Annotated in this window: 16 protein-coding genes; 11 read left to right on the top strand and 5 right to left on the bottom strand. The window is 64.2% G+C overall.

The window, feature by feature from the left end; translation table 11 throughout:
* Window positions 1-209 precede the first annotated feature (209 nt).
* From FYJ68_RS07505 to ychF, 4 genes are all read left to right on the top strand, one after another.
* A complete protein-coding gene (locus tag FYJ68_RS07505) occupies window positions 210-500 on the top strand; it encodes a co-chaperone GroES (protein WP_154435588.1) in 291 nt (96 codons plus the stop codon).
* Window positions 501-552: 52 nt separating this feature from the next.
* Window positions 553-2,193: a chaperonin GroEL gene (gene groL, locus FYJ68_RS07500; RefSeq protein WP_154435587.1), complete on the top strand. Its 1,641-nt coding sequence runs from the start codon at window positions 553-555 to the stop codon at window positions 2,191-2,193.
* A gap of 174 nt (window positions 2,194-2,367) precedes the next feature.
* Window positions 2,368-3,639 (top strand): 4Fe-4S binding protein, encoded by a 1,272-nt coding sequence (locus FYJ68_RS07495; protein ID WP_154435586.1) that lies wholly within the window; start codon window positions 2,368-2,370, stop codon window positions 3,637-3,639.
* 41 nt (window positions 3,640-3,680) lie between these two features.
* On the top strand, window positions 3,681-4,745 hold the full coding sequence (gene ychF / locus FYJ68_RS07490) for a redox-regulated ATPase YchF (RefSeq protein ID WP_326832269.1): 1,065 nt from the start codon (window positions 3,681-3,683) through the stop codon (window positions 4,743-4,745).
* A 101-nt stretch (window positions 4,746-4,846) separates the two neighbouring features.
* On the opposite strand, the gene FYJ68_RS07485 is transcribed toward ychF, so the two are convergent.
* Together FYJ68_RS07485 and FYJ68_RS07480 are read right to left on the bottom strand one after the other, a co-directional pair.
* Window positions 4,847-6,373: an LCP family protein gene (locus FYJ68_RS07485; RefSeq protein ID WP_154435584.1), complete on the bottom strand. Its 1,527-nt coding sequence runs from the start codon at window positions 6,371-6,373 to the stop codon at window positions 4,847-4,849.
* Between the two features lie 32 nt (window positions 6,374-6,405).
* Entirely contained in the window at window positions 6,406-7,839 is a 1,434-nt protein-coding gene (locus FYJ68_RS07480; RefSeq protein ID WP_154435582.1) for an LCP family protein, read from the bottom strand.
* A 218-nt stretch (window positions 7,840-8,057) separates the two neighbouring features.
* On the opposite strand from FYJ68_RS07480, the gene guaA reads away from it, so the two are divergent.
* Together guaA and FYJ68_RS07470 are read left to right on the top strand one after the other, a co-directional pair.
* Window positions 8,058-9,647 carry a glutamine-hydrolyzing GMP synthase gene (guaA, locus tag FYJ68_RS07475; protein WP_154435580.1) on the top strand — a complete coding sequence of 530 codons (1,590 nt, stop codon included), beginning with the start codon at window positions 8,058-8,060 and terminating at the stop codon, window positions 9,645-9,647.
* A 199-nt stretch (window positions 9,648-9,846) separates the two neighbouring features.
* Window positions 9,847-10,053, top strand: a complete 207-nt coding sequence (locus FYJ68_RS07470) for a type II toxin-antitoxin system RelB/DinJ family antitoxin (protein ID WP_154435578.1) — start codon at window positions 9,847-9,849, stop codon at window positions 10,051-10,053.
* A gap of 376 nt (window positions 10,054-10,429) precedes the next feature.
* Here the strand turns inward: FYJ68_RS07470 and FYJ68_RS07465 are convergent, their stop codons facing one another.
* Window positions 10,430-10,933 carry a TetR/AcrR family transcriptional regulator gene (locus tag FYJ68_RS07465; RefSeq protein ID WP_154435576.1) on the bottom strand — a complete coding sequence of 168 codons (504 nt, stop codon included), beginning with the start codon at window positions 10,931-10,933 and terminating at the stop codon, window positions 10,430-10,432.
* Window positions 10,934-11,061: 128 nt separating this feature from the next.
* Between FYJ68_RS07465 and FYJ68_RS07460 the strand changes: the two genes are divergently transcribed.
* Entirely contained in the window at window positions 11,062-12,093 is a 1,032-nt protein-coding gene (locus FYJ68_RS07460) for an alpha/beta hydrolase (RefSeq protein ID WP_154435574.1), read from the top strand.
* Between the two features lie 234 nt (window positions 12,094-12,327).
* Here FYJ68_RS07460 and FYJ68_RS07455 read toward each other — a convergent pair whose 3' ends face one another.
* On the bottom strand, window positions 12,328-12,834 hold the full coding sequence (locus FYJ68_RS07455) for a YaiI/YqxD family protein (RefSeq protein ID WP_326832268.1): 507 nt from the start codon (window positions 12,832-12,834) through the stop codon (window positions 12,328-12,330).
* 233 nt (window positions 12,835-13,067) lie between these two features.
* Here FYJ68_RS07455 and FYJ68_RS07450 point away from each other — a divergent pair, with 233 nt between their 5' ends.
* Window positions 13,068-14,036: a tRNA dihydrouridine synthase gene (locus FYJ68_RS07450; RefSeq protein WP_154435572.1), complete on the top strand. Its 969-nt coding sequence runs from the start codon at window positions 13,068-13,070 to the stop codon at window positions 14,034-14,036.
* Window positions 14,037-14,193: 157 nt separating this feature from the next.
* Here the strand turns inward: FYJ68_RS07450 and FYJ68_RS07445 are convergent, their stop codons facing one another.
* Window positions 14,194-15,177: an alpha/beta hydrolase gene (locus tag FYJ68_RS07445; RefSeq protein ID WP_229772118.1), complete on the bottom strand. Its 984-nt coding sequence runs from the start codon at window positions 15,175-15,177 to the stop codon at window positions 14,194-14,196.
* Between the two features lie 393 nt (window positions 15,178-15,570).
* On the opposite strand from FYJ68_RS07445, the gene FYJ68_RS07440 reads away from it, so the two are divergent.
* The 3 genes from FYJ68_RS07440 to FYJ68_RS07430 all read left to right on the top strand — a co-directional run bounded on the left by FYJ68_RS07440 (window position 15,571) and on the right by FYJ68_RS07430 (window position 19,928).
* On the top strand, window positions 15,571-16,038 hold the full coding sequence (locus tag FYJ68_RS07440; RefSeq protein WP_154435570.1) for an ROK family protein: 468 nt from the start codon (window positions 15,571-15,573) through the stop codon (window positions 16,036-16,038).
* A gap of 198 nt (window positions 16,039-16,236) precedes the next feature.
* Window positions 16,237-17,349 carry an Ldh family oxidoreductase gene (locus tag FYJ68_RS07435; protein ID WP_154435568.1) on the top strand — a complete coding sequence of 371 codons (1,113 nt, stop codon included), beginning with the start codon at window positions 16,237-16,239 and terminating at the stop codon, window positions 17,347-17,349.
* 53 nt (window positions 17,350-17,402) lie between these two features.
* Window positions 17,403-19,928, top strand: coding sequence for an excinuclease ABC subunit UvrA (locus tag FYJ68_RS07430; protein WP_154435566.1), 2,526 nt, complete (start codon window positions 17,403-17,405; stop codon window positions 19,926-19,928).
* Window positions 19,929-20,030 lie beyond the last annotated feature (102 nt).

Here is a 20,030-nt window from a genome sequence, read left to right as displayed (position 1 = left end):
TCCTCACGGGGGGTGCAGCGCGGACGCTTATCTTCTCTACTAGGGGATGGGTGAGAAAATCTAACTTGAACGACTAAGATTTTTTCTCTTCCGTTGTTTAAGTCCTTCGTTCTGGGTAATATTCACAACGTTGGCTGAGCGAGCGGGGTGCAAGCCCCGCCCTGCGAAATCAGGCACCAGCGTGGTGCCCCAGAAGGAGGTACTTACCTATGACACTGAAGCCACTGGGCGATCGAGTCCTCGTCAAGCCCGCCCCCAAGGAGGAGAAGACCTCTACCGGCCTGTATATCTCCTCGGGTGCCCAGGAGAAGCCGCAGCGCGGCGAGGTCATTGCCGTCGGCGCCGGCAAGCTCAACGACAAGGGCGAGCGCGTTGCCCCCGACGTCAAGGTTGGCGACCAGGTGTACTACGGCAAGTTCGGCGGCAACGAGGTCAAGATTGACGGGGAGACCTACCTGCTCCTCCGTGCCGACGACATCTACGCGATTATTGCCGAGTAAGCAAGGTAATTGGATATAGGTACCCCGCGTACCCATTTGGAGGAAGCAGACAATGGCTAAGGACATTACTTTTGGCACCGACGCCCGCGCCAAGCTGGCCAAGGGCGTTAACACGCTTGCCGACGCCGTGACCACCACCCTCGGCCCCAAGGGCCGCTACGTGGCGCTCGAGCGCTCCTACGGCGCCCCCACCATCACCAACGACGGTGTCTCCGTGGCCAAGGAGATCGAGCTCAAGGACCCCGTCGAGAACATGGGTGCCCAGCTGGTGAAGGAGGTCGCCACCAAGACCAACGACACCGTGGGTGACGGCACCACCACCGCGACCCTGCTCGCCCAGGTCATCGTGAACGAGGGCCTGCGCAACGTCGCCGCTGGCGCCAACCCCATCGCCATCCGTCGTGGCGTCGACAAGGCTGTCAAGGCCGCCGTCGACCAGATGAAGTCCTCGGCGCAGGACGTCTCGACCAAGGACCAGATTGCCGCCGTGGGCACCATCTCGGCCGGCGATCCCGAGATCGGCCAGAAGATCTCTGACGCCATGGAGGTCGTGGGCAAGGACGGCGTCATCACCGTCGACGAGTCCAACACCTTTGGCATCGACATCGACACCGTCGAGGGCATGCAGTTTGACAAGGGCTACATCTCCCCGTACTTCGCCACCAACAACGACACCATGACGGCGGAGCTGCAGAACCCCTACATCCTGATGACCGACCAGAAGATCAGCAACATCCAGGACATCCTGCCCGTCCTCGAGGCCATTCAGAAGAGCGGCTCGCCTCTGCTGATCATCGCCGAGGACGTTGATGGTGAGGCGCTGGCAACCCTAATCCTCAACAAGCTCCGTGGCACGCTGCAGGTCGCGGCCGTCAAGGCCCCTGGCTACGGCGATCGCCGCAAGCGCATGCTCGAGGACATTGCAATCCTCACCGGCGGCCAGGTTGCCATGAAGGAGCTTGGCGTCGAGCTCAGCGACGTCACCGCCGAGATGCTCGGCCGCGCCAAGTCCGTCAAGATCACCAAGGACAACACCACGATTGTCGACGGCGCCGGCGCCAAGGACGCCATCGAGGAGCGCGTCGCCCAGATCAAGGGTGAGATCGAGCACACCGACTCCGACTTCGACAAGGAGAAGCTCAACGAGCGTATGGCCAAGCTCTCCGGTGGCGTCGCGGTCATCAAGGTCGGCGCGGCCACCGAGGTCGAGCTCAAGGAGATCAAGCACCGCATCGAGGATGCCCTGCAGGCTACCCGCGCTGCCGTTGAGGAGGGCATCGTCGCCGGTGGCGGCGTGGCGTTCCTCGAGGCCGCCAAGGCGCTCGATGGCGTCGAGACCGTCGACAACGACGAGAAGATCGGCGTCGACATCGTCCGCAAGGCGCTGCAGGCCCCTGTGAAGACCATCGCCTCCAACGCTGGCTACGAGGGCTCCGTCGTGGTCGAGAAAATCAAGACCCTGCCCGAGGGCGAGGGCCTCAACTCCGCCAACGGCGAGTGGGGCAACATGATCGAGATGGGCGTCCTCGACCCCGTCAAGGTCACCCGCACCACGCTCCAGAACGCCGCGTCCGTCGCGTCCCTGATTCTCATCACCGAGGCCACCGTCTCGGACGAGCCCAAGGACACCTCCATCGAGGACGCCATCTCCCGTGCGGCCGCTGCCGGCGGCCAGGGTGGCGGCATGTACTAAGCCGTCAGGCACAGCGAGAGACCATCGCGCATAGGCTGGACCCCGCGACCCATCTGGGCTGCGGGGTCCTTCTCGTATGAGTGGGCGTGAAGCCGCGAGGTGCGTGTGGCCCCGCCAGCGAGGCGTAGTAGAATGAGTGGCTGCACGCGCGGCGCAGAAGAGGGGAGAGGGACCTTGGCGAAGCGACGCGACATGATTGATGACCTCATCGACATCCAAAACGACTTCCAGGCAATCCAGAACCCCCTCGGGGGCATCGCCAACACGCTTGCGACCGACCCGTCCCAGGTGAAGGTGTACAACCCGGCGGACTACAAGGAGAAGCCGCGGCCCAACTCCGTGTACTGCCTGCGTGTCTCGGCCAAGAGCGACGCTGCGTGCTCCAAGTGCTTCGACGTGTGCCCCGTGGACGCCATCTCCATCCAGGGATCCACGGTCTCGATCTTGGACTCGTGCCGCAAGTGTGGCCTCTGCACCATGGTCTGTCCCACCGAGACCATGCTGGCGCAGAAGATCATGTCGCAGCAGCTCTACGACAAGGTCGCGCGCATCGCCTCGGCATACGAGAAGTGCTACGTAACGTGCACGCGCGCCCTGGGGAGGCTTCCCAAGGACAACGAGGTGCTTCTCCCCTGTGTGGGTGCCATCCCAAGCGAGGCGTGGTTCGCGCTCCTCACCGAGTTCGACAACCTGAGCGTGTACCTCCCGCTGGGCATCTGCGACCGCTGCCGCACGACCACCGGCGAGGAGGCGTACGTCGAACAGATCGGCCAGGCGGAGGAGCTGAGCGGTGGCGCCGTGGACCTGGAGGTCGACGAGTCGGCCATGACCCACGAGCAGACCCGCGCCTACAAGCGCAGCCAGTTCATGAGCAACGTGGCGCAGGCGGGGCAGCAGCTCGTAACACGGTCAAACCCCGCCCTGGCAGGCGCCCAGGCGGTCGCCAACCGCATCCGCGCGCACTCGCGGCAGCTCACCGAGATGCAGCGCTCGCTCGAGCACGAGGTTGGCGTTAAGACGCAGCTCAACCGCAGGCGCATCCTCACGCAGAAGCGCAAAGTGATGCTCGCGGCGATTCAGCAGCAGCCCAAGCTCGCCGAGGGCTTTCACCTGGACGTGCCGGCGTGCGACTCGTCCAAGTGCACCAACTGCGGCGACTGCGTGCGGGCATGCGTCCAAAACGCCTGCGACCTGGACGCGTCGGGGCACTTCTCAGTTGCCTCGGCCTACTGCGTCAACTGTGGGGCGTGCGTGGTGGCCTGCCCCGAGGGGGCGCTTCGCATGGAGGAGTGTGACAGCGCAGACCTGGTCGTTCGCGACGAGGAGAAGGAGCGTCGCGAGCGTGAGGCCCAAGCCCAGCGCGAGGCGCTGAAGAAGGCCAGGGAGCAGGGCAAGCGCGCACTGAACAAGGGGCTCGACGCCATAGAGCGCCTGGCCGACGAGTAGGACCGGCGGAGGCTCCGCCACAAGACACAGGAGTTGAGGACGTGGCACTTTCCATTGGCATTGTGGGACTTCCCAACGTGGGCAAGTCGACCCTCTTTACCGCACTCACCCGCAAGGGTGGCTTGGCGGCGAACTATCCCTTCGCCACCATCGATCCTAACGTGGGCATCGTGGACGTGCCTGACGAGCGCCTGCAGAAGCTCGCCGACATCGTGCATCCCGCACGCATAGTCCCCGCAACCGTCGAGTTCGTGGACATCGCAGGCCTGGTGCGCGGCGCAAACGAGGGAGAGGGCCTTGGCAACCAGTTCCTCTCCAACATCCGCAACACTGACGCCATCTGCGAGGTCGTGAGGTACTTCTCCGACCCCGACGTGGTGCACGTGGATGGTAGGGTGGACCCCGCGTCTGACGTTGACACCATCCAGACCGAGCTCGTGCTCGCCGACCTCGGCACCCTGGAGCGCGCCATTCCCAAGCTCGAGAAGGAGGCCAAGCGCGACAAGGAGAAGGCCCCCAATCTCGCCATCGCCAAGCGCCTGCAGGAGTGGCTCAACGAGGGCAACAGGGCTGCTGACCTCGACATGACCGACGATGAGCGTGCTGCGGCACACGACCTCTTCCTTCTCACCATGAAGCCAATTCTCTATGTGGCCAACGTGGACGAGGACGCCCTTGGCAAGCCCGTGGCCCAGGTAGCGGGCCAGGATCCCATCCCCATCTGCGCCGAGGTGGAGGCGGAGCTCGCCGACCTCGACCCCGAGGAGGCCCGCGAGTACCTGGACTCCCTTGGACTGGAGCACAGTGGCCTCGAGACCCTGGCGCAGGCCGCCTATCGCCTGCTGGGGCTGCAGAGCTTCTTCACCGCGGGTGAGAAGGAGGTCAAGGCCTGGACGGTCCGCATCGGCGCTAAGGCGCCCGAGGCGGCCGGCGTCATCCACTCCGACTTTGAGAAGGGCTTCATCAAGGCCGAGACCATCAGCTACGAGGACTACGTGTCCCTAGGTGGCGAGCAGGGCGCCCGCGAGGCGGGCAGGCTCCGCATGGAGGGCAAGGACTACGTGGTACAGGACGGCGACGTGATGGTCTTCCGCTTCAACGTGTAGGGGGCCATCCGTCCTGCGCGGAACCACAGGCACCAATCAATAGGGGAGAGGGCCGACGCAACCTGCGCCGACCCTCTCTTGTATCGCATGAAGATGTGATGCTAGTTGCCGCTTGAATAGCTGCCGTAGCCGCTGCCCGAACCGGAGCCGGATCCCGACGAGGCCGAGCCAGGTCCACTCGAGCTCCAGCCGCTGCCCAGGACCACGATGATGTCGGCGCCCGTGGAGTAGCTCCCGTCGTTTGCCTGGACGCTGGTAATCCCCAGCTTGTCTGCCGCTGCCTGCGCCTTTGTCTGGGCGTCGCTCCCGTTGTAGATGACCGTTGAGGTCTGCGTCACGTAGCCGCCCGTCTTGGGGGTTGCGGTGAAGCCCATCGAGGCGAGGCTGTTCGAGGCGCTGGTGGCCGAGCCGTCGGCGGCCCCGGCGTTAAGGACGACCACGGCTCCCGAGTAGGTCTCGCTCGTGCTGCTCGATGACGAGCTGTCGCTGCCATCGCTGCTGCTGGAGTCGTAGCTCTTGCCCACGGAGCCCGCGACGCCGTCGGTGGTGTCCTGGCTGGAGTCGGTGTAGGGGGTCTCGCCGGCGTCCACGCGCTTCATGATCTCTTCCCACTCGCTGGTGTTGACGACCTCGTACCAGGTGTTGTTGACGTACTCGGATGTGGTGGGGAGCTGGCCGGAGTACACGTCGTTGTCCACGTCCATGCCCGAGAATTGTGTGGCTAGGCTCACGATGGAAGCCACGTCCATGTCGGTGGTGACGTAGCTGGCCATGGTCGAGACCGTGGAAGCCATGGTCACGGGGTCGCTGGCAAGGACCTTCTTGATGATGGCGCCGATGACCATGCGCTGGTTGGCGGCGCGGTAGAAGTCGCCTCCGCCGTAGTTGTCGTAGGCGTGACGCGCACGGCAGAGCAGGGCTGCCGTGGTGCCGTCCAGGGTCTGCTCGCCCGCAGGGAGGTCGAGTCCCGTATAGTTGGGGTCGGATACGGCAACGGGGAGGTTTACGGTGACGCCGCCGACCTTGTCCACGATCGATGCGAAGCCGTCCATGTCCACCTCGGCATAGTGCGAGATGCTGACGCCGGCGAGCTTGGAGACGACCTGGGTCACGTATGCCGCGCCGCCGATGGAATAGGCTGCGTTGATCTTCTGCGTGCCGTTCTCTCCCATGTCGACCATGGTGTCCCTGGGGATGGAGATCAGCGTGACCTTCTTGTTGGAGGGGTCGATGCGCGCAAGGATGATCGTGTCGCTTCGGTAGGCGCTGTCGCTCGTGCCGTACTCGCCCTCCTCTCGCTCGGCATCCTTGTCGGTGCCCAGGAGGAGCATGTAGAACGGCTCGTTGTAGCTCGTCTCGGTGAGGGTGTCTCGCAGGCTGCTGTCGACGCCGCTCGAGAGCTTGCTGTTGATGCTGTGGATGTAGGCGGCGACGGCGATGGTCCCGCTCGCGGCGACTGCCAGGACCGTGATTAGGACGACCTTCAGGACGCGGCGGGCACCGTGCGACTTCCTCTTGCTCGCATAGTGCTCTGCGCCGTGTGCGCGCGAGAGCTCCTGGAAGTTAGGCTCGCTCGACTTACCAGAGTCACTGCGGCCCGTCTTGTCTTCCTTGTTGCGTCTATGCATGGGTAAGCTCCCGCCGTTCCGTTCGATTTCGCTTATTCGTAGTCGGAGCCCACTATGACCACCACGTCCGTGCTCGTGGGGAGGGTTCCGTCGTTTTTCTCGTATCCTACCTTCTCGCCCAGCGTCTTTGCCACGCCGGCGGCCTCTGCCTCGTTATCTCCGTTATAGGCGACGTAGGTGAGGTCGGACTTGTGCGTGGCGGTGTTGGCGCTGGTGGTGAAGCCGGCGTCGCCAAGGGTCTGCGCAACGGTGCCGGCCAGCCCGTCCGTCGAGGTTGCGTTGTACACCGCAACGGTGCCGGTGTAGGCCGCCTCCACGTTGGAGTCGCTGGGCAGGGTGAGGTCCTTCTCCGTGGAGGACGACGCGGAGCTGCCGTCGGTCGACGCCGAGACCCCGGACGACGGGTCGTCGCTCGAGCTCTCGTAGGGCGAGAGGCCCTTGTCAACGCGATCCATCATCGTCTTCCAGGCATCCTGGTTCACGATCTCGTACCAGGTGTCGTTGATGTACTTGGACGTGGTGGGCTCCATGCCCGTCATCACGTCCTTGCTGGTGTCCATACCGGCGAACTTGCTGGCAAGGCTCACGATGGGGTTGACGTCCATGTCGGTGGTGACGTAACCCGCCATGGTCGAGACCGTGGACGCCATGGTCACGGGGTCGCTCGAGAGGACCTTCTTCAGCACGGCGGTAATCACGGCGCGCTGGTTGGCGGCGCGGTACAGGTCGCCATCGCCGTAGCTGTCGTAGGCGTGGCGCGCGCGGCAGAGGAGGGCGGCGGTCTTGCCGTCCAGGGTCTGCTCGCCCGCCTTGAGATCGAGGCCAGTGTAGTCGGGGTCGTAGACGTCTATGGGCAGGTCGATGGTCACGCCACCCACCTTGTCCACGACGGCGGCGAGGCCGTCCATGTCCACCTCGGCGTAATGGGAGATGGGCACGCCGGCAAAGTCCGAGATCACCTGGGTGGCGTAGGAGGCGCCGCCGATGGCGTAGGCGGCGTTGATCTTCTGGGTGCCGTGCGACCCCAGGTCGACCATCGTGTCTCGGTGGATCGACACCAGCGTGACCTTCTTGTTCGCGGGGTCGATGCGGGCGAGCATGATCGAGTCGCTGCGGTACGAACTGTCGCTCGAGCCGTACTCCGAGCTCTCGGCGCGCGCCTCGTCCTTGTCGGTCCCCAGGAGGAGCATGTAGAACGGCTTGTCCCCCGAGCTCTTTGAGAGCACCCCAAAGAGCCCGCTGTCCAGCCCGCTCTTGAGCTTGGAGTTGATGTCGTGGACGTATGCGAAGGCGCCTCCCGCGACCACGGCGACTGCCACGAGGATTCCCACGACGACGTTGCGTATCCGCGACCTGCGCCGGATGCGGTTCTTGATAACATAACGGGCCGCAGAGCCGTCTCGAGAGAGTTCCCGGGCGTCGACCCCCCTGGCCTCGGGATCTGTGCTCTTCCTCTTACGGAACAAGAGCGCTCCTTTGGTGACGCGTCGTGACGTGCCTGTTCGTTAAGCCCAACCAGAACATGGTAGACGCGGAGCAGGGCAAACGCATGAAGTACATAAATGCAAGCATGCCTTTACGGCAAGTCGGCTCCGTGACTTAGAATGACTGCGGACAGTAGTGGAGGCCGCCTTCGCCGGGGGTTGTTGCCCCTGGGGTCTCGGCCATAGGAACGGGAGCATCCATGCAGGCAAACAGGCCCGCCCAGTTCGTTGCCGTGTTCGACTTTGGAGCCCAGTACGGGCAGCTCATCGCGCGTCGCGTGCGCGACCTGCACGTGTACTCCGAAATCGTGCCGTGTGATACCAGCGCGGAGGAGCTTAAGGCCATGGCACCCTCCGCGATCATCCTCTCCGGTGGTCCGGCCTCGGTGTATGCGGACGACGCGCCCGACATGGACGCCGCGGTCTTCGAGCTTGGGATTCCCGTGCTCGGCTTCTGCTACGGCCAGCAGATCATGGCGGTCAAGCTGGGCGGCAAGGTCGGTCACACCGAGAAGGGCGAGTACGGCCCTGCCCACCTCGTTCGCAGGGGCGAGAGCCGCGTCCTCGAGGGGACGCCGCAGGAGCAGACCGTGTGGATGAGCCACCGCGACGCCGTGAGCGAGGTTCCCCAGGGCTTCTCCGTCACCTCCGTCACCGACACCTGCCCCGTCGCCTCCATGGAGGACGCCTCGCGCAACCTCTATGCCACCCAGTTCCACCCCGAGGTGCGCCATACCGAGTGCGGCAAGGCCATTCTCAGCAACTTCCTCTTCAACGTCTGCGGGCTCGAGCCCAGTTGGACCATGGAGGGCATCATCGACCAGAAGGTGGACCAGATCCGCCGCGAGGTCGGATCCCGCAAGGTCATCCTGGCCCTCTCGGGCGGTGTCGACTCCTCCGTGGTGGCGGCGCTTGTCCATCGCGCTATCGGCGACCAGCTCACCTGCGTGTTCGTGAACCACGGGATGCTCCGCAAGGGCGAGCCCGAGATGGTCGAGGAGGTCTTCCGCGAGCAGTTCCACATGCCGCTCGTGCATGTGCACGCCGAGGAGCGCTATGCCAAGATGCTCGCCGGCGTCACCGATCCCGAGAGGAAGCGTCGTCTCATCGGCACCGAGTTCTGGAGGGTCTTCTTCGACGAAGCCCAGAAGATCGGCGACGTGGAGATGCTCGCCCAGGGCACCATCTATCCCGACATCATCGAGTCCGGCGCGCGCAAGACGGGCGGCAAGGCGGCGACCATTAAGAGCCACCACAACCTCATCCCGTTCCCGGAGGGCGTGCACTTCGACCTCATCGAGCCCTTGGACCACTTCTTCAAGGACGAGGTGCGCGAGCTGGGCATTGCCCTCGGGCTCCCCGCAAAGATGGTCTGGCGTCAGCCGTTCCCCGGCCCTGGCCTTGCCATCCGCATCATCGGCGAGGTAACGCCCGAGAAGCTCGCGATCCTCAAGAACGCCGATGCCATCGTGCGCGAGGAGCTGGACGCCTACAACCAGCGCCTCTTCGAGGAGACGGGCGACCGCAACTCCGAGCACGCGTGCTGGCAGTACTTTGCCGTGCTGCCCGACATCAAGTCCGTGGGAGTCATGGGAGACGAGCGCACCTACCAGCGCCCCGTCATTGTCCGTGCGGTGGAGTCCGCCGACGCCATGACCGCCGACTGGGCGAAGCTGCCCTACGACGTGATCGGGCGCATCTCCAGCCGCATCGTGGATGAGGTCGAGGGCGTCAACCGCGTGGTGTACGATGTCACACCCAAGCCGCCTGCAACGATCGAGTGGGAATAACGGATTAACCTATCTACCTGCAAAAACGCAAGGCGCTCCGAAAGAATCCGGGGCGCCTTCTTGGTGCTCCTAGGGGACTTGTGTGCCTGTTAGCCAAATGCGAGCCTCGTGTAACGTCTGGTACAGGCGAGAATGCCTTGCCTCAAAAGTGCTGAAAATGCACAGACATATGCGTTACAACATACATGAGGTGATTGTCATGCAGAAGTCAGCAACACTCAATCTGAGGGTCGATCCTGAGGTGAAGCAGTCCGCCGAGTCCGTTCTGTCGCAGCTCGGGCTATCCATGTCGACTGCCGTCGACATGTTTCTCCGTCAGGTATCCCTCACAGGAGGCATTCCCTTTAGGGTCGCCCTCCCCGAGGCTCCGCGCTCCGTCGACGTGGACGCGATGACGGACAGGTAGCTGTTCGAAGCCCTGTCGCGCGGACTCGAGGAAGCCGAGGAAGGCAGGGGGGGCCGATGCGTCCGCGGCCTTCTCGCGCGTGAGGGAGGAGCTTCTGGGTGCGTAGCTATGAGGTGCGTGTGGCCCCATCGGCTATGGCGCAGGTGAGCGACGCTGTCCATTATGTTCGGGACAAGCTCCGCATGTCACAGGTGGCTGCCAGGCTGCTGGACGAGATTGAGGAGGCGGCCAAAGGCCTGGTACGCATCCAAGGCTCAGGCCGCGGCACGCGCCATGTCATGAGCTAAGCGTGTGCTTCGGTTCTTTTGCCATCGCTACCAGCGCAAACACAGTCGGGTGACGTTACGGGCGTCACCCGACTTCAAGTGAGGAGACGTTACGGGTGCAGTCCGCCCAGCACGCGCCTCGACACGAGGCCCGCCATCTCCTGCGGGGTCTCTTTCCAGCCCCTGCGCGCCCATGTGACGAATATCCCGTAGAGACCGTAGGCGAGAAGGGCGGCCTCGTAGCTCCCCTCGCGTCCCAGGTCGGCGTCGCTCACGATCGTTTCGAACGCGGTCAGGATGGCATCCGTGCATCCTTGCTCGATCATAAGGTCGTTTTCCGTGCGCAGTGACAGGCAGAACCCAAAGTAGCCTAGGGCCCGCTCGGGATTCGAGAACGCGAGCTCCTTGAGGTGGTGCCCTTCCTCGTAGGCGCGCCACCGGCGAACGAGGTAGGCGGTGAGCACCTCCTCCTTAGACGAGAAGTTGCGAAAGTACGTGGCCCGGCCCACGCCCGCCCTTGCGGCAAGCTCGTCGATGGTCACCTTTCGAATGTTCTTCTCGGCCATGAGCGAGAACAGGGCAGGCCCCAGCATGTCTGTGGCATATGCGGACATGGCAGACCTCCTGATACGAAAGTCGCCGATGCGTATCGGTCGCGCTTCCGACGTCGAACGGATTGCCAAACGGACGATACGATTGTATCAATGGCGAGGAATCGAGGGCGTTCTTCAGGAGGATCGCGATGAAAGAGAAGACACGGGGGCGTCTGCGGCTGCTCGCTAAGGTGGTTGGCGGAATATGCGTCGCTCTTGTCGTGCTCGCCCTGGTGCTGGCGACCCATACGCAGATCATAGTCGGTGCCATCCAGGAGCTCTCGGCCGGCACGGTCAAGACGACCAACACCTTCGAGCCCGAGGGAGAGCCCGTGGACGCCGTGCGCGACAACGGGCAACGAATCATCACCGAGATCGCCTACGCTGACGAGTATCCCAACAGCTTCCTGGACATCACCTATCCGGATTCAGACACCTCCGTGCGCAGGCCCACGCTTGTCTACTTCCACGGCGGAGGGTTCTTTGCGGGCAGTAAGAGTGTGGGCGACCCGCTGGCGTCGAGTGACGTCACTTCGCTGTTGGACGACATCTGCGCCGCAGGGTACAACGTCGTGAACGTGGACTACGGCCTTGTGCCCGACTGTCACTTTCCGGTACCTGTCATCCAGGCAAACCAGGCGCTTGCCTGGTGCGATTCGCATGCGGACGAGTATGGCCTCGACATGGACGATGTCGTCATCATGGGCTCGTCTGCCGGCGCCATCATGGCCAGTCAGTTGGGTGCGGTCATCACTAACCCGCAATACGCCTCCGCACTTGGCATCGAGCCCCAGTTGGAGCCCAGCCAGGTGCGTGCCCTCGTGATTGATGACGCACCCCTGGTATATGACAAGTTTTCCCTTGCAACCAAGGTTCTCATAGGCAACTACGTGAGCGGGACGATCTTTCTCAGTAAGGAACAGGTGCATGTTTATGATGCCACTCAATGGGTCACTCCCGCCTATCCGCCTGCGGTCCTTCTCGGGAGCGAGTATCACAACGACATGCGGGCCATGGATGCTGCGCTCACAAGGAGTGGGGTCGTCCACGAGCTTATTGACCCGCTTGCTGAGCGTGGCCTAAAGATGCCGCATTGCTTTGTGGCCTCCGAGCGCACGGACAAGGTCGCACGGGATGCATTCGAACGGATGCTGGCCTTCCTTACCGATCAGGCGGCCTAGCGCCTTGCGCGTGAGGGGAACGCGGCGAAGGGCCTAGCTCCCAATGTGGCAAATGCCTCAGCTTTCGGTGTGGCCGATGCCATAGAGAAGCCCCTCTGGCGGGGGAATAGTGCGCGTGGCAACTGAGAGGCATTCTCCAGGTGGGCGTTTCTGATGAAGGCCCGTTTCCACCCTGACGGGCGGTGGGCCCGACGATGACGGAGGCGCATTCTAGCGCTGCTAGCGTCTGCGCGGTCATCCTGCCTGGTGTGCCTCCCGCAACAATCGGGCGAGGTTGTGAGAGAAGCGCTCCCTGTCCTCGTCCGTGAATGCGGCCGGGCCTTTGGTCCTGCCTCCCGCCCTGCGCACCTTCTTCTCCTCGTGGCGGATGAACATCATCGAGTCGATGGTGAGAGGGTTGTACACGTGGCCGCGCACCCCGATTGCACGCGCGCCTCGTCCGAGGACGATGTCGGCGAGTCCAATGTCCTGCGTCACCACCACGTCAGCGGGGGTGACGGCGGAGGCGATCGCGAAGTCCGCCGAGTCGGCACCAACGCCCACCTGGATCGTGTCCACCCAGAAGCCGCGGTCGGGGCGAGAGGGGTCTTGTGGCTCGCGTGGGTCCGAAGCGTGGATGTATCGCTCCAGGTTTTGGGTGGAGTTTCCGGCGATGATGCAGGGGACGCCTTGAACCCTTGCGGCTGCCAGTGCCTCACGCGTGACGGGGCAGGCGTCGGCGTCGATGTACAGCTTGGTCACGATCTCTCCTACTGGGCAACCGGGATGCCAGGGAATACGCTGCCATTGTAGCGACCCCGTTTCAAAGGTGCGTCCTGAAGCGTCGTGCAGGGGAGGCAGCCCGAGGATGTGCGTGGGTCGAGCCCCTGGAACTCTCGTTGCGTGCTGGAGGGTGGGAGGGAGATGTCCGCTCGATTTCCTGGTGTGCACTCGTATGCTTGAAAGCGGTGGGAGCCTTTAGGTGGGAGGGGCCAATGATTCTGTCGCTTGCACCAATGGAGGGGATAACGGGGCACGTGTTTCGTGCTGCCCATGCAGAATGCTTTGGGGCGCTCGATCGCTACTACTCTCCCTTCATCAGGCCCCCGCGGGTGGGAAGCGGCTTTGGCAAGCGCGACTTGAGGGAGCTCTGCCCGGGCGAGAATCCCGACCCCAGGCTGGTGCCCCAGTTGTTGACCAGAGATGCGGACGAGTTCGTTTGGGCGGCGAGGCTTCTGGCCAAGATGGGCTTTGGTGAGGTGAACCTCAACCTGGGGTGCCCCTCGCGTACCGTGACTTCGCGGGGCAAGGGCGCAGGGTTTCTCGGCGATCCGGATGGGCTCGACGCGTTTTTGGGCAAAGTGACGGAGGAATCGCCCATCCCGGTGTCCGTGAAGACCCGCCTTGGCATTGCGAGCGTCGATGAGTACGAGCGGATTCTCGACATCTACTGCCGTTACCCGCTTGCCGAGCTCATCGTTCATCCTCGCCTGCTGGAGGATGGCTATGGCGGGACGCCGCGCTGGCAGGCGTTTGGCGAGACGCTCGCCCGGGCTCCCTTCCCCGTGACCTACAACGGCGACATGTTCTCCCTTGACGACATCAACGCGCTTGAGCGGGCGTTTCCGGACGCGAGTCGAGTGATGCTCGGGAGGGGCATCCTCGCCAACCCCGCCCTGGGGCGAATGGCGAGGGGTGGGCACGCCGTCACCATCGACGAGCTCGAGGGGTTCCACGACCTCCTGTTTGAGGGCTACGAGGACGAGATGGGCGGCAATGCCGTCTTGCGCATGAAGGAGTGGTGGTCCTATGTGCAGTACGCATTCGAGGACCCGGTCTCGGTCTGGCGCACGATCAGGAAGGTTAGAAAGGTCGAGCAATACGTCACGGCGGCAGCCGCTGTCTTTGAACGGGGACGACTGGCTGACGAGGCGTCATATCGACGGCGAGGGAGCCTGGCATAGGCATCTCAACGCCAGGTGAGTTGCCCCCTACCGTAACCCGCGGAATCGGCGCCCACGCCCCCTGAGATCACCGTCGCGGTGGGCGTGGTCGGACGATTCCGCGGTATGGCTCCGATGCATCAGCTCTCGCGTTCGGATCCATCTTGCTTGCGAGTTTCTACCTGATGAGGCTCTTGCCAAAGAACGCCTCGAGCCTGTCAAACGGGATGGTGTCGCGGTTGTCGTAGAGGTCCACGTGGCTGGCACCCGGAATGATCACGAGCTCCTTGTTGTCGCCCCTAAGGCGCTCGTAGGCCCCCTCGCTGAAGTAGCGAGAGTGGGCCTTCTCGCCGTGGACGAGAAGGACGGGCGTGTCAATCTCGCAAGCCATGTCCAGCAGCGGCTGGTTCATGAACGAGATGGTGCCTGTGGCGTTCCATCCGTCGGTGGAGTTGCCCGAACGCTCGTGGTAGCCGCGAGGCGTCTTGTAGTAGTCGTGGTAGTCGCGCACGAACTGCGGGGCGTCATTGGGCAGTGGGTCCACCACGCCGCCCGCGCGTGTGTACTCGCCTGCCTTGTAGTCGGCGGTGCGCTGGGCTGCCCAGGCGCGGCGCTGCTCGTCGCGGGCCTCCTTGCTGTCGGTGGAGCCAAAGTAGCCCTCGCGGGTAACGCGCGACATGTCGTACATGGTCATGGCTGCGGTCGCCTTGATGCGTGGGTCCAGAGCGGCAGCGTTAATCGCCATGCCACCAAAGCCGCAGATGCCGATGATGCCAATGCGATCCGGGTCTACGTCTTCTCGGCAGCTCAGGTAGTCGACCGCGGCGCAGAAGTCCTCGGTGTTGATGTCCGGGGAAGCCACGCGCCTGGGTTGGCCGCCGCTCTCGCCTGTGAATGAGGGATCAAAGGCGATAGCGAGTAAGCCGCGCGTCGCCATCTCCTGGGCGTACAGGCCGCTGGCCTGCTCCTTCACGGCTCCAAACGGACCGCACACCGCGATGGCGGATAGCTTGCCCTCCGCACCCTTCGGCTTGTACAGGTCTGCGGCAAGGGTGATGCCGTACCGTGTGACGAACGTCACCTTCTCGTGGTCTACGCGCTCGTCACGCGGAAACGTCTTGTCCCACTCCTGTGTAAGGTCGAGCTTCTCTGCCTTCATCATGGTGATTCCTCCGCTTTCGCTTGTGCCTCTCGCTTTGACATGACGAAGGTAGAACCTAAACCTGACTTCAGGTCAAGATATGTTGCTGGAGATGGCTGAATCGACCTTCATCTGCACACAATTGCCAGCCCCATGCGAAGGAGATGGAGCTGGCAATTGGTAGGGCAGGGGGAGAGGCTCGCTGTCCTTCGTGGTTCAGGCGAGTGGTATTGGCTGATGCCCCCACGCATCAGTGCTGACGTGGCAGCGAGGTTAGCCTGACGTCTCCAGCACGGCAAACGTGAGGACGCAGGACGTTTCGTAGGAGACGGAGACTTGTAGCCGATAAGGTCCGTGGCTTCTTGCCTGCGCATCCATTACCCCAGATAGGACATCGTCGGCGGCGAGGGGCCCATGACGCCGACGCGTTGCGGTAGCCTTCCGGTTGTCGAGGTCTTGGGGCTCATCAAGAGCGGAATGGATGCGGGCCAGGTCCACAAGCTCTGCCTCAAGAACGGCGGCTTCGTGAACCTGCTTGGGACCAACGATGCCCGCGAGGTCCAGGCAAGGGCCGAGAAGGGCGACGCTGAGGCGGCCCGCGTCTGGGATACCCTGGTCTACCAGATCTGCAAGTGGGTCGGAGCCATGGCCGCCGTGCTCGGCGGAGACGTCGACGGGATTCTCCTCGGTGGCGGGATGGTGCACAGCGACGCCCTCGTCGAAGCGGTTCGCGAGAGGTGCGGCTGGATCGCCCCGGTCACGGCGTATCCTGGCGAGTTTGAGCTCGAGGCCATGGCTGCTGGTGCCCGTCGCGTGCTGAACGGGGAGGAAGACGCGAGGGAGTATACAGGCATTCCCGTGTTCCAGGGCTTTGACAAGTAACCCCTGCCTTGTCTGCCCATAAAGTTTCGGCTTAATCGGCCCACCGCGCTGCCTGATGCAGTGTGGTGGGCCGAGCGCCGAGAAGCGCGCCCCAATCGCTTGCCTACGCATTTGCCCCGCTCCCGCACGGCGTATCCGCACTTCGCCTTGGTCGTGGCGATAATCGTGGGAGCCGTCCAACCAAGGGGGGAGTGCCACATGGAAACAAGACCATACGTGCCCTGGGACCTCATGAACTCGTTCCTCGTCGACGCCTTCAAGGGATACGGCGTGCCAGAGGACGACGCGAAGATATGCGCGGACGTTCTTCTCGAGAGCGACCGTCGCGGCATCGAGAGTCACGGGTGCAACCGCTTCAAGCCCATCTACATCGACCGCATCAAGCGCGGCACCCTCCTGCCCAAGACCGACCTCGAGATCGTGAGGGAGACGCCCACCACCGTGGTGGCGGACGCCCACGACGGCATGGGCATGGTCGCCTCGTACCGCGTCATGAAGATGCTGATAGAGAAGGCGCGTGCCAACGGTATGGCTGGTGGCGCCATCCGCAACTCCACCCACTTTGGCATCGCGGGCTACTGGGCGACGATGGCGAGCAGGGAGGGCATGATCGGCCTGGTGGGAACCAACGCTCGCCCGTCGATCGCACCGACCTTTGGCGTCGAGAACATGATGGGCACCAACCCCCTCACCTTCGCGCTTCCCACCGACGAGGAGTTTCCGTTCTGCATCGACTGTGCCACCTCGATCGTGCAGCGCGGCAAGATCGAGTACTACGCGCGCGAGGGTAAGCCCACCCCTCCAGGCATGGTCGTGACGCAGGACGGCTCCTCCGTCACAGACTCCAAGGAGATCCTGCGGATGCTCGTTGAGGGCACGGCGGCACTGGCACCGCTTGGCGGCGGCCCGGACGACAAGATGTGCGGCTACAAGGGATATGGCTATGCGGCAACGGTCGAGATACTCTCCGCCGCCCTCGCCGGAGGCCAGTTCATGAAGGCGCTTACGGGCGTCTCGCCTGACGGCTCACCGCAGATGTACCACTTGGGCCACTTCTTCTTTGTCGTGGACCCCGATGCCTTCTGCGGGCGCGAGACGTTCAAGAAGGTCGCCGGCGACATCTGCCGCGAGCTACGCGCCTCCAAGAGGGCCCCCGGATACGATCGCATCTATACTGCTGGGGAGAAGGAATATCTCGCTTGGCTCGACCGCAGGGACAGGGGCGTGCCGGTTGGTGAGGCAGTGCAGCGCGAGCTTGTCGAGGTGCGAGACGAGCTGGGGCTCCCGTACCGCTTTCCGTTCGAGGGCTGATTGCCCTCCTCCCCCTTGTGTCTACGGCCTGCGGTGCGAGGGGGGGAGGGCCCATGGCTCAGAACGGACCGACTTGCATACGCGTGAGAGGTGCGCGCGTCCACAACCTTAAGAACATCGACGTGGACGTGCCCCTGGGCAAGCTCGTGGGAATCGCTGGCGTGTCGGGCTCGGGCAAGTCGAGCCTGGCGCTGGGGACGCTGTACGCGGAGGGTAGCCGCCGCTACCTGGAGGCGCTCTCAACGTACACGCGGCGGCGCATCTCGCAGAGCTCCCGGGCAGATGTCGACCTGGTCGAGTACGTGCCGGCGGCGCTCGCCCTTAGGCAGCGCCCTGCCGTGCCGGGGGTGCGCTCGACCTTCGGCACGTCCACCGAGCTGCTCAACGGACTCCGCCTGCTCTTCTCCCGTGTGGGCTCCTACACCTGCCCCAACGGGCACCGCTGCCCGCCCACCATGAACGTGGCGCTGGAGAAGCCTATCGTCTGCCCCACGTGCGGGGCGGAGTTCTATGGCCGTGGCGCAGAGGAGCTTGCCTTTAACAGCGACGGCGCCTGTCCCACCTGCGGGGGCACCGGAGTCATGCGCCTGGTGGACGAGTCCGCGCTCGTACCCGACGAGACCAAGACGATCGACGAGGGTGCCGTTGTGGTGTGGGGCACGCTCATGTGGTCGCTCATGAAGGACGTGTGCCGCGAGATGGGCGTGCGGACCAACGTCCCCTTCAACCAGCTGACGCCAGAGGAGCGCGAGATCGTGTTCCACGGTCCCGCGGAGAAGCGCCACATCCTGTACCACAACAAGGGGAACGACACCGCCACCGAGCTCGACTTCACCTACTACTCGGCGGTCGCGACGGTGGAGAACGCCCTGGCCAAGGCCAAGACCGAGAGCGCGTACCGACGCATCGCGAGGTTCCTGCGCGAGGGTCCCTGCCCCGACTGCCACGGAACGCGCCTCTCAGCCGCGGCACGCGACCCACTGGTGCGTGACATCAACCTGGCGCAGGCGACCATGATGACCCTCGACCAGCTCGCCGAGTGGCTACCAGGAGTCGAGGGCACCCTCCCCGCCGAGGTGGCGCCCATCGCCCACCAGGTGGTGGACTCGATGGCAGAGCCCATCGCCCGCCTCCGCCAGCTTGGTCTGGGATACCTGTCGCTCGATCGCGCGAGCTCGACCCTCTCAAACGGCGAGCTCCAGCGGGTGCAGCTTGCGCGTGCGGTGCGCAACCGCACCACGGGCGTCCTGTACGTGTTGGACGAGCCCTCTATTGGCCTGCATCCCGCAAACGTCGAGGGTCTGCTGGGCGTGGTCGATGACCTCATGGCAGATGGCAACTCGGTGGTGCTGGTGGACCACGACGTCCGCGTGCTGCGCCATGCGGACCACATCATCGAGATCGGTCCCGGGTCGGGTGCCAACGGCGGCACGGTCATCGCCCAGGGCACGGTCGGGGAGGTCGAGAGGGACCGCAACTCTCGCATCGCGCCGTTCCTATCGGGGGAGAGGCGCATCCGGGTGCGAGACCGCGCGACCCCCGACGACGTGTTTGCGAGCGGGAGGATCCACCTGGAGACGAACCAGGTCCATACAGTCCGACCCCTCTCCGTGGATGTCCCCGTGGGGCGCTTGGTGGCGGTCACGGGGGTGTCTGGCTCGGGGAAAACCACGCTTGTGCTGGAGTGCCTGGTCCCGGCGTTGCGCGCTGCCGCGGCGGGCGAGACGCTCCCCCCAACGGTTGCGGCGTGTGACCCGGCCGGGGTGTCGCGTGTTGAGCTCATCGATTCCACGCCCATCGGCGCCAACGTGCGCTCGACGGTGGCGACCTATTCCGGCGTGATGGACGACCTAAGGCGAGCCTTCGCCAAGACGCCCGACGCCAAGGAGCGTGGGCTGCGTGCCGGGGACTTCTCGTACAACACCGGCTCGCTGAGATGCCCCACCTGCGATGGGACGGGGACCATCTCGCTCGACGTGCAGTTTCTCCCGGACGTCCAAATTACCTGCCCCGACTGCCGCGGTTCGCGCTATGCCGACGCCGCGTGGGATGTGCGCCGCACCACAGGCAGAGGGGCCGCGGGCGAGAGGGACGGCGCGTCTCTCCCCCAGCTCATGGAGCTGACCGTGGACCAGGCGCTGGAGCGCTTGCGGGGTCTCCGCAGCGTCACCAGGCGCCTTCAGGTGCTCTCGGACATTGGGCTTGGCTACCTCACGCTGGGAGAGGCCACGCCGGAGCTCTCTGGCGGCGAGGCGCAGCGCCTTAAGCTTGCGAGCCAGGTGGGCAGGGATCAGGTCGGCGCGCTCTACGTGTTTGACGAGCCGTCCATTGGCCTGCACCCACTAGACGTGGAGGTGCTCCTTGGGGTCCTGCAGGGGCTCGTGGAGCACGGCGCCACGGTCATCGTGATCGAACACGACCTGGACATGGTTAGCAACTCCGACTACGTGATCGACCTCGGGCCAGGCGGCGGCGAGGACGGTGGGCGCGTGGTGTGTACGGGCACGCCCGAGCAGGTGTGCGCCTGCCCGGAGTCGGTGACGGGCCGCTACCTGGCGGAGGAGCTGGGGCTGCGGTAGGCGCGCGAGACTAGCTGTGGTCTCCTGTCCTTTGAGAGACATGCCGTCCGGGCGGTCGCGGCGGGACAACGTTGTCCCTCCCGTCTCGCCCGCCCTGGCATG

It is taken from the genome of Olsenella porci, assembly GCF_009695875.1.
Lineage (GTDB): Bacteria > Actinomycetota > Coriobacteriia > Coriobacteriales > Atopobiaceae > Olsenella_H > Olsenella_H porci.
This window is presented reverse-complemented; position numbering and strand designations above follow the sequence as displayed.

Coding starts and splice junctions, on each gene's coding strand:
- FYJ68_RS07505 (WP_154435588.1), top strand. CDS start 210: ATGACACTGAAGCCACTGGGCGATCGAGTCCTCGTCAAGCCCGCCCCC.
- groL (WP_154435587.1), top strand. CDS start 553: ATGGCTAAGGACATTACTTTTGGCACCGACGCCCGCGCCAAGCTGGCC.
- FYJ68_RS07485 (WP_154435584.1), bottom strand. CDS start 6,373: ATGCATAGACGCAACAAGGAAGACAAGACGGGCCGCAGTGACTCTGGT.
- guaA (WP_154435580.1), top strand. CDS start 8,058: ATGCAGGCAAACAGGCCCGCCCAGTTCGTTGCCGTGTTCGACTTTGGA.
- FYJ68_RS07470 (WP_154435578.1), top strand. CDS start 9,847: ATGCAGAAGTCAGCAACACTCAATCTGAGGGTCGATCCTGAGGTGAAG.
- FYJ68_RS07465 (WP_154435576.1), bottom strand. CDS start 10,933: ATGTCCGCATATGCCACAGACATGCTGGGGCCTGCCCTGTTCTCGCTC.
- FYJ68_RS07460 (WP_154435574.1), top strand. CDS start 11,062: ATGAAAGAGAAGACACGGGGGCGTCTGCGGCTGCTCGCTAAGGTGGTT.
- FYJ68_RS07450 (WP_154435572.1), top strand. CDS start 13,068: ATGATTCTGTCGCTTGCACCAATGGAGGGGATAACGGGGCACGTGTTT.
- FYJ68_RS07445 (WP_229772118.1), bottom strand. CDS start 15,177: ATGATGAAGGCAGAGAAGCTCGACCTTACACAGGAGTGGGACAAGACG.
- FYJ68_RS07440 (WP_154435570.1), top strand. CDS start 15,571: ATGACGCCGACGCGTTGCGGTAGCCTTCCGGTTGTCGAGGTCTTGGGG.
- FYJ68_RS07435 (WP_154435568.1), top strand. CDS start 16,237: ATGGAAACAAGACCATACGTGCCCTGGGACCTCATGAACTCGTTCCTC.
- FYJ68_RS07430 (WP_154435566.1), top strand. CDS start 17,403: ATGGCTCAGAACGGACCGACTTGCATACGCGTGAGAGGTGCGCGCGTC.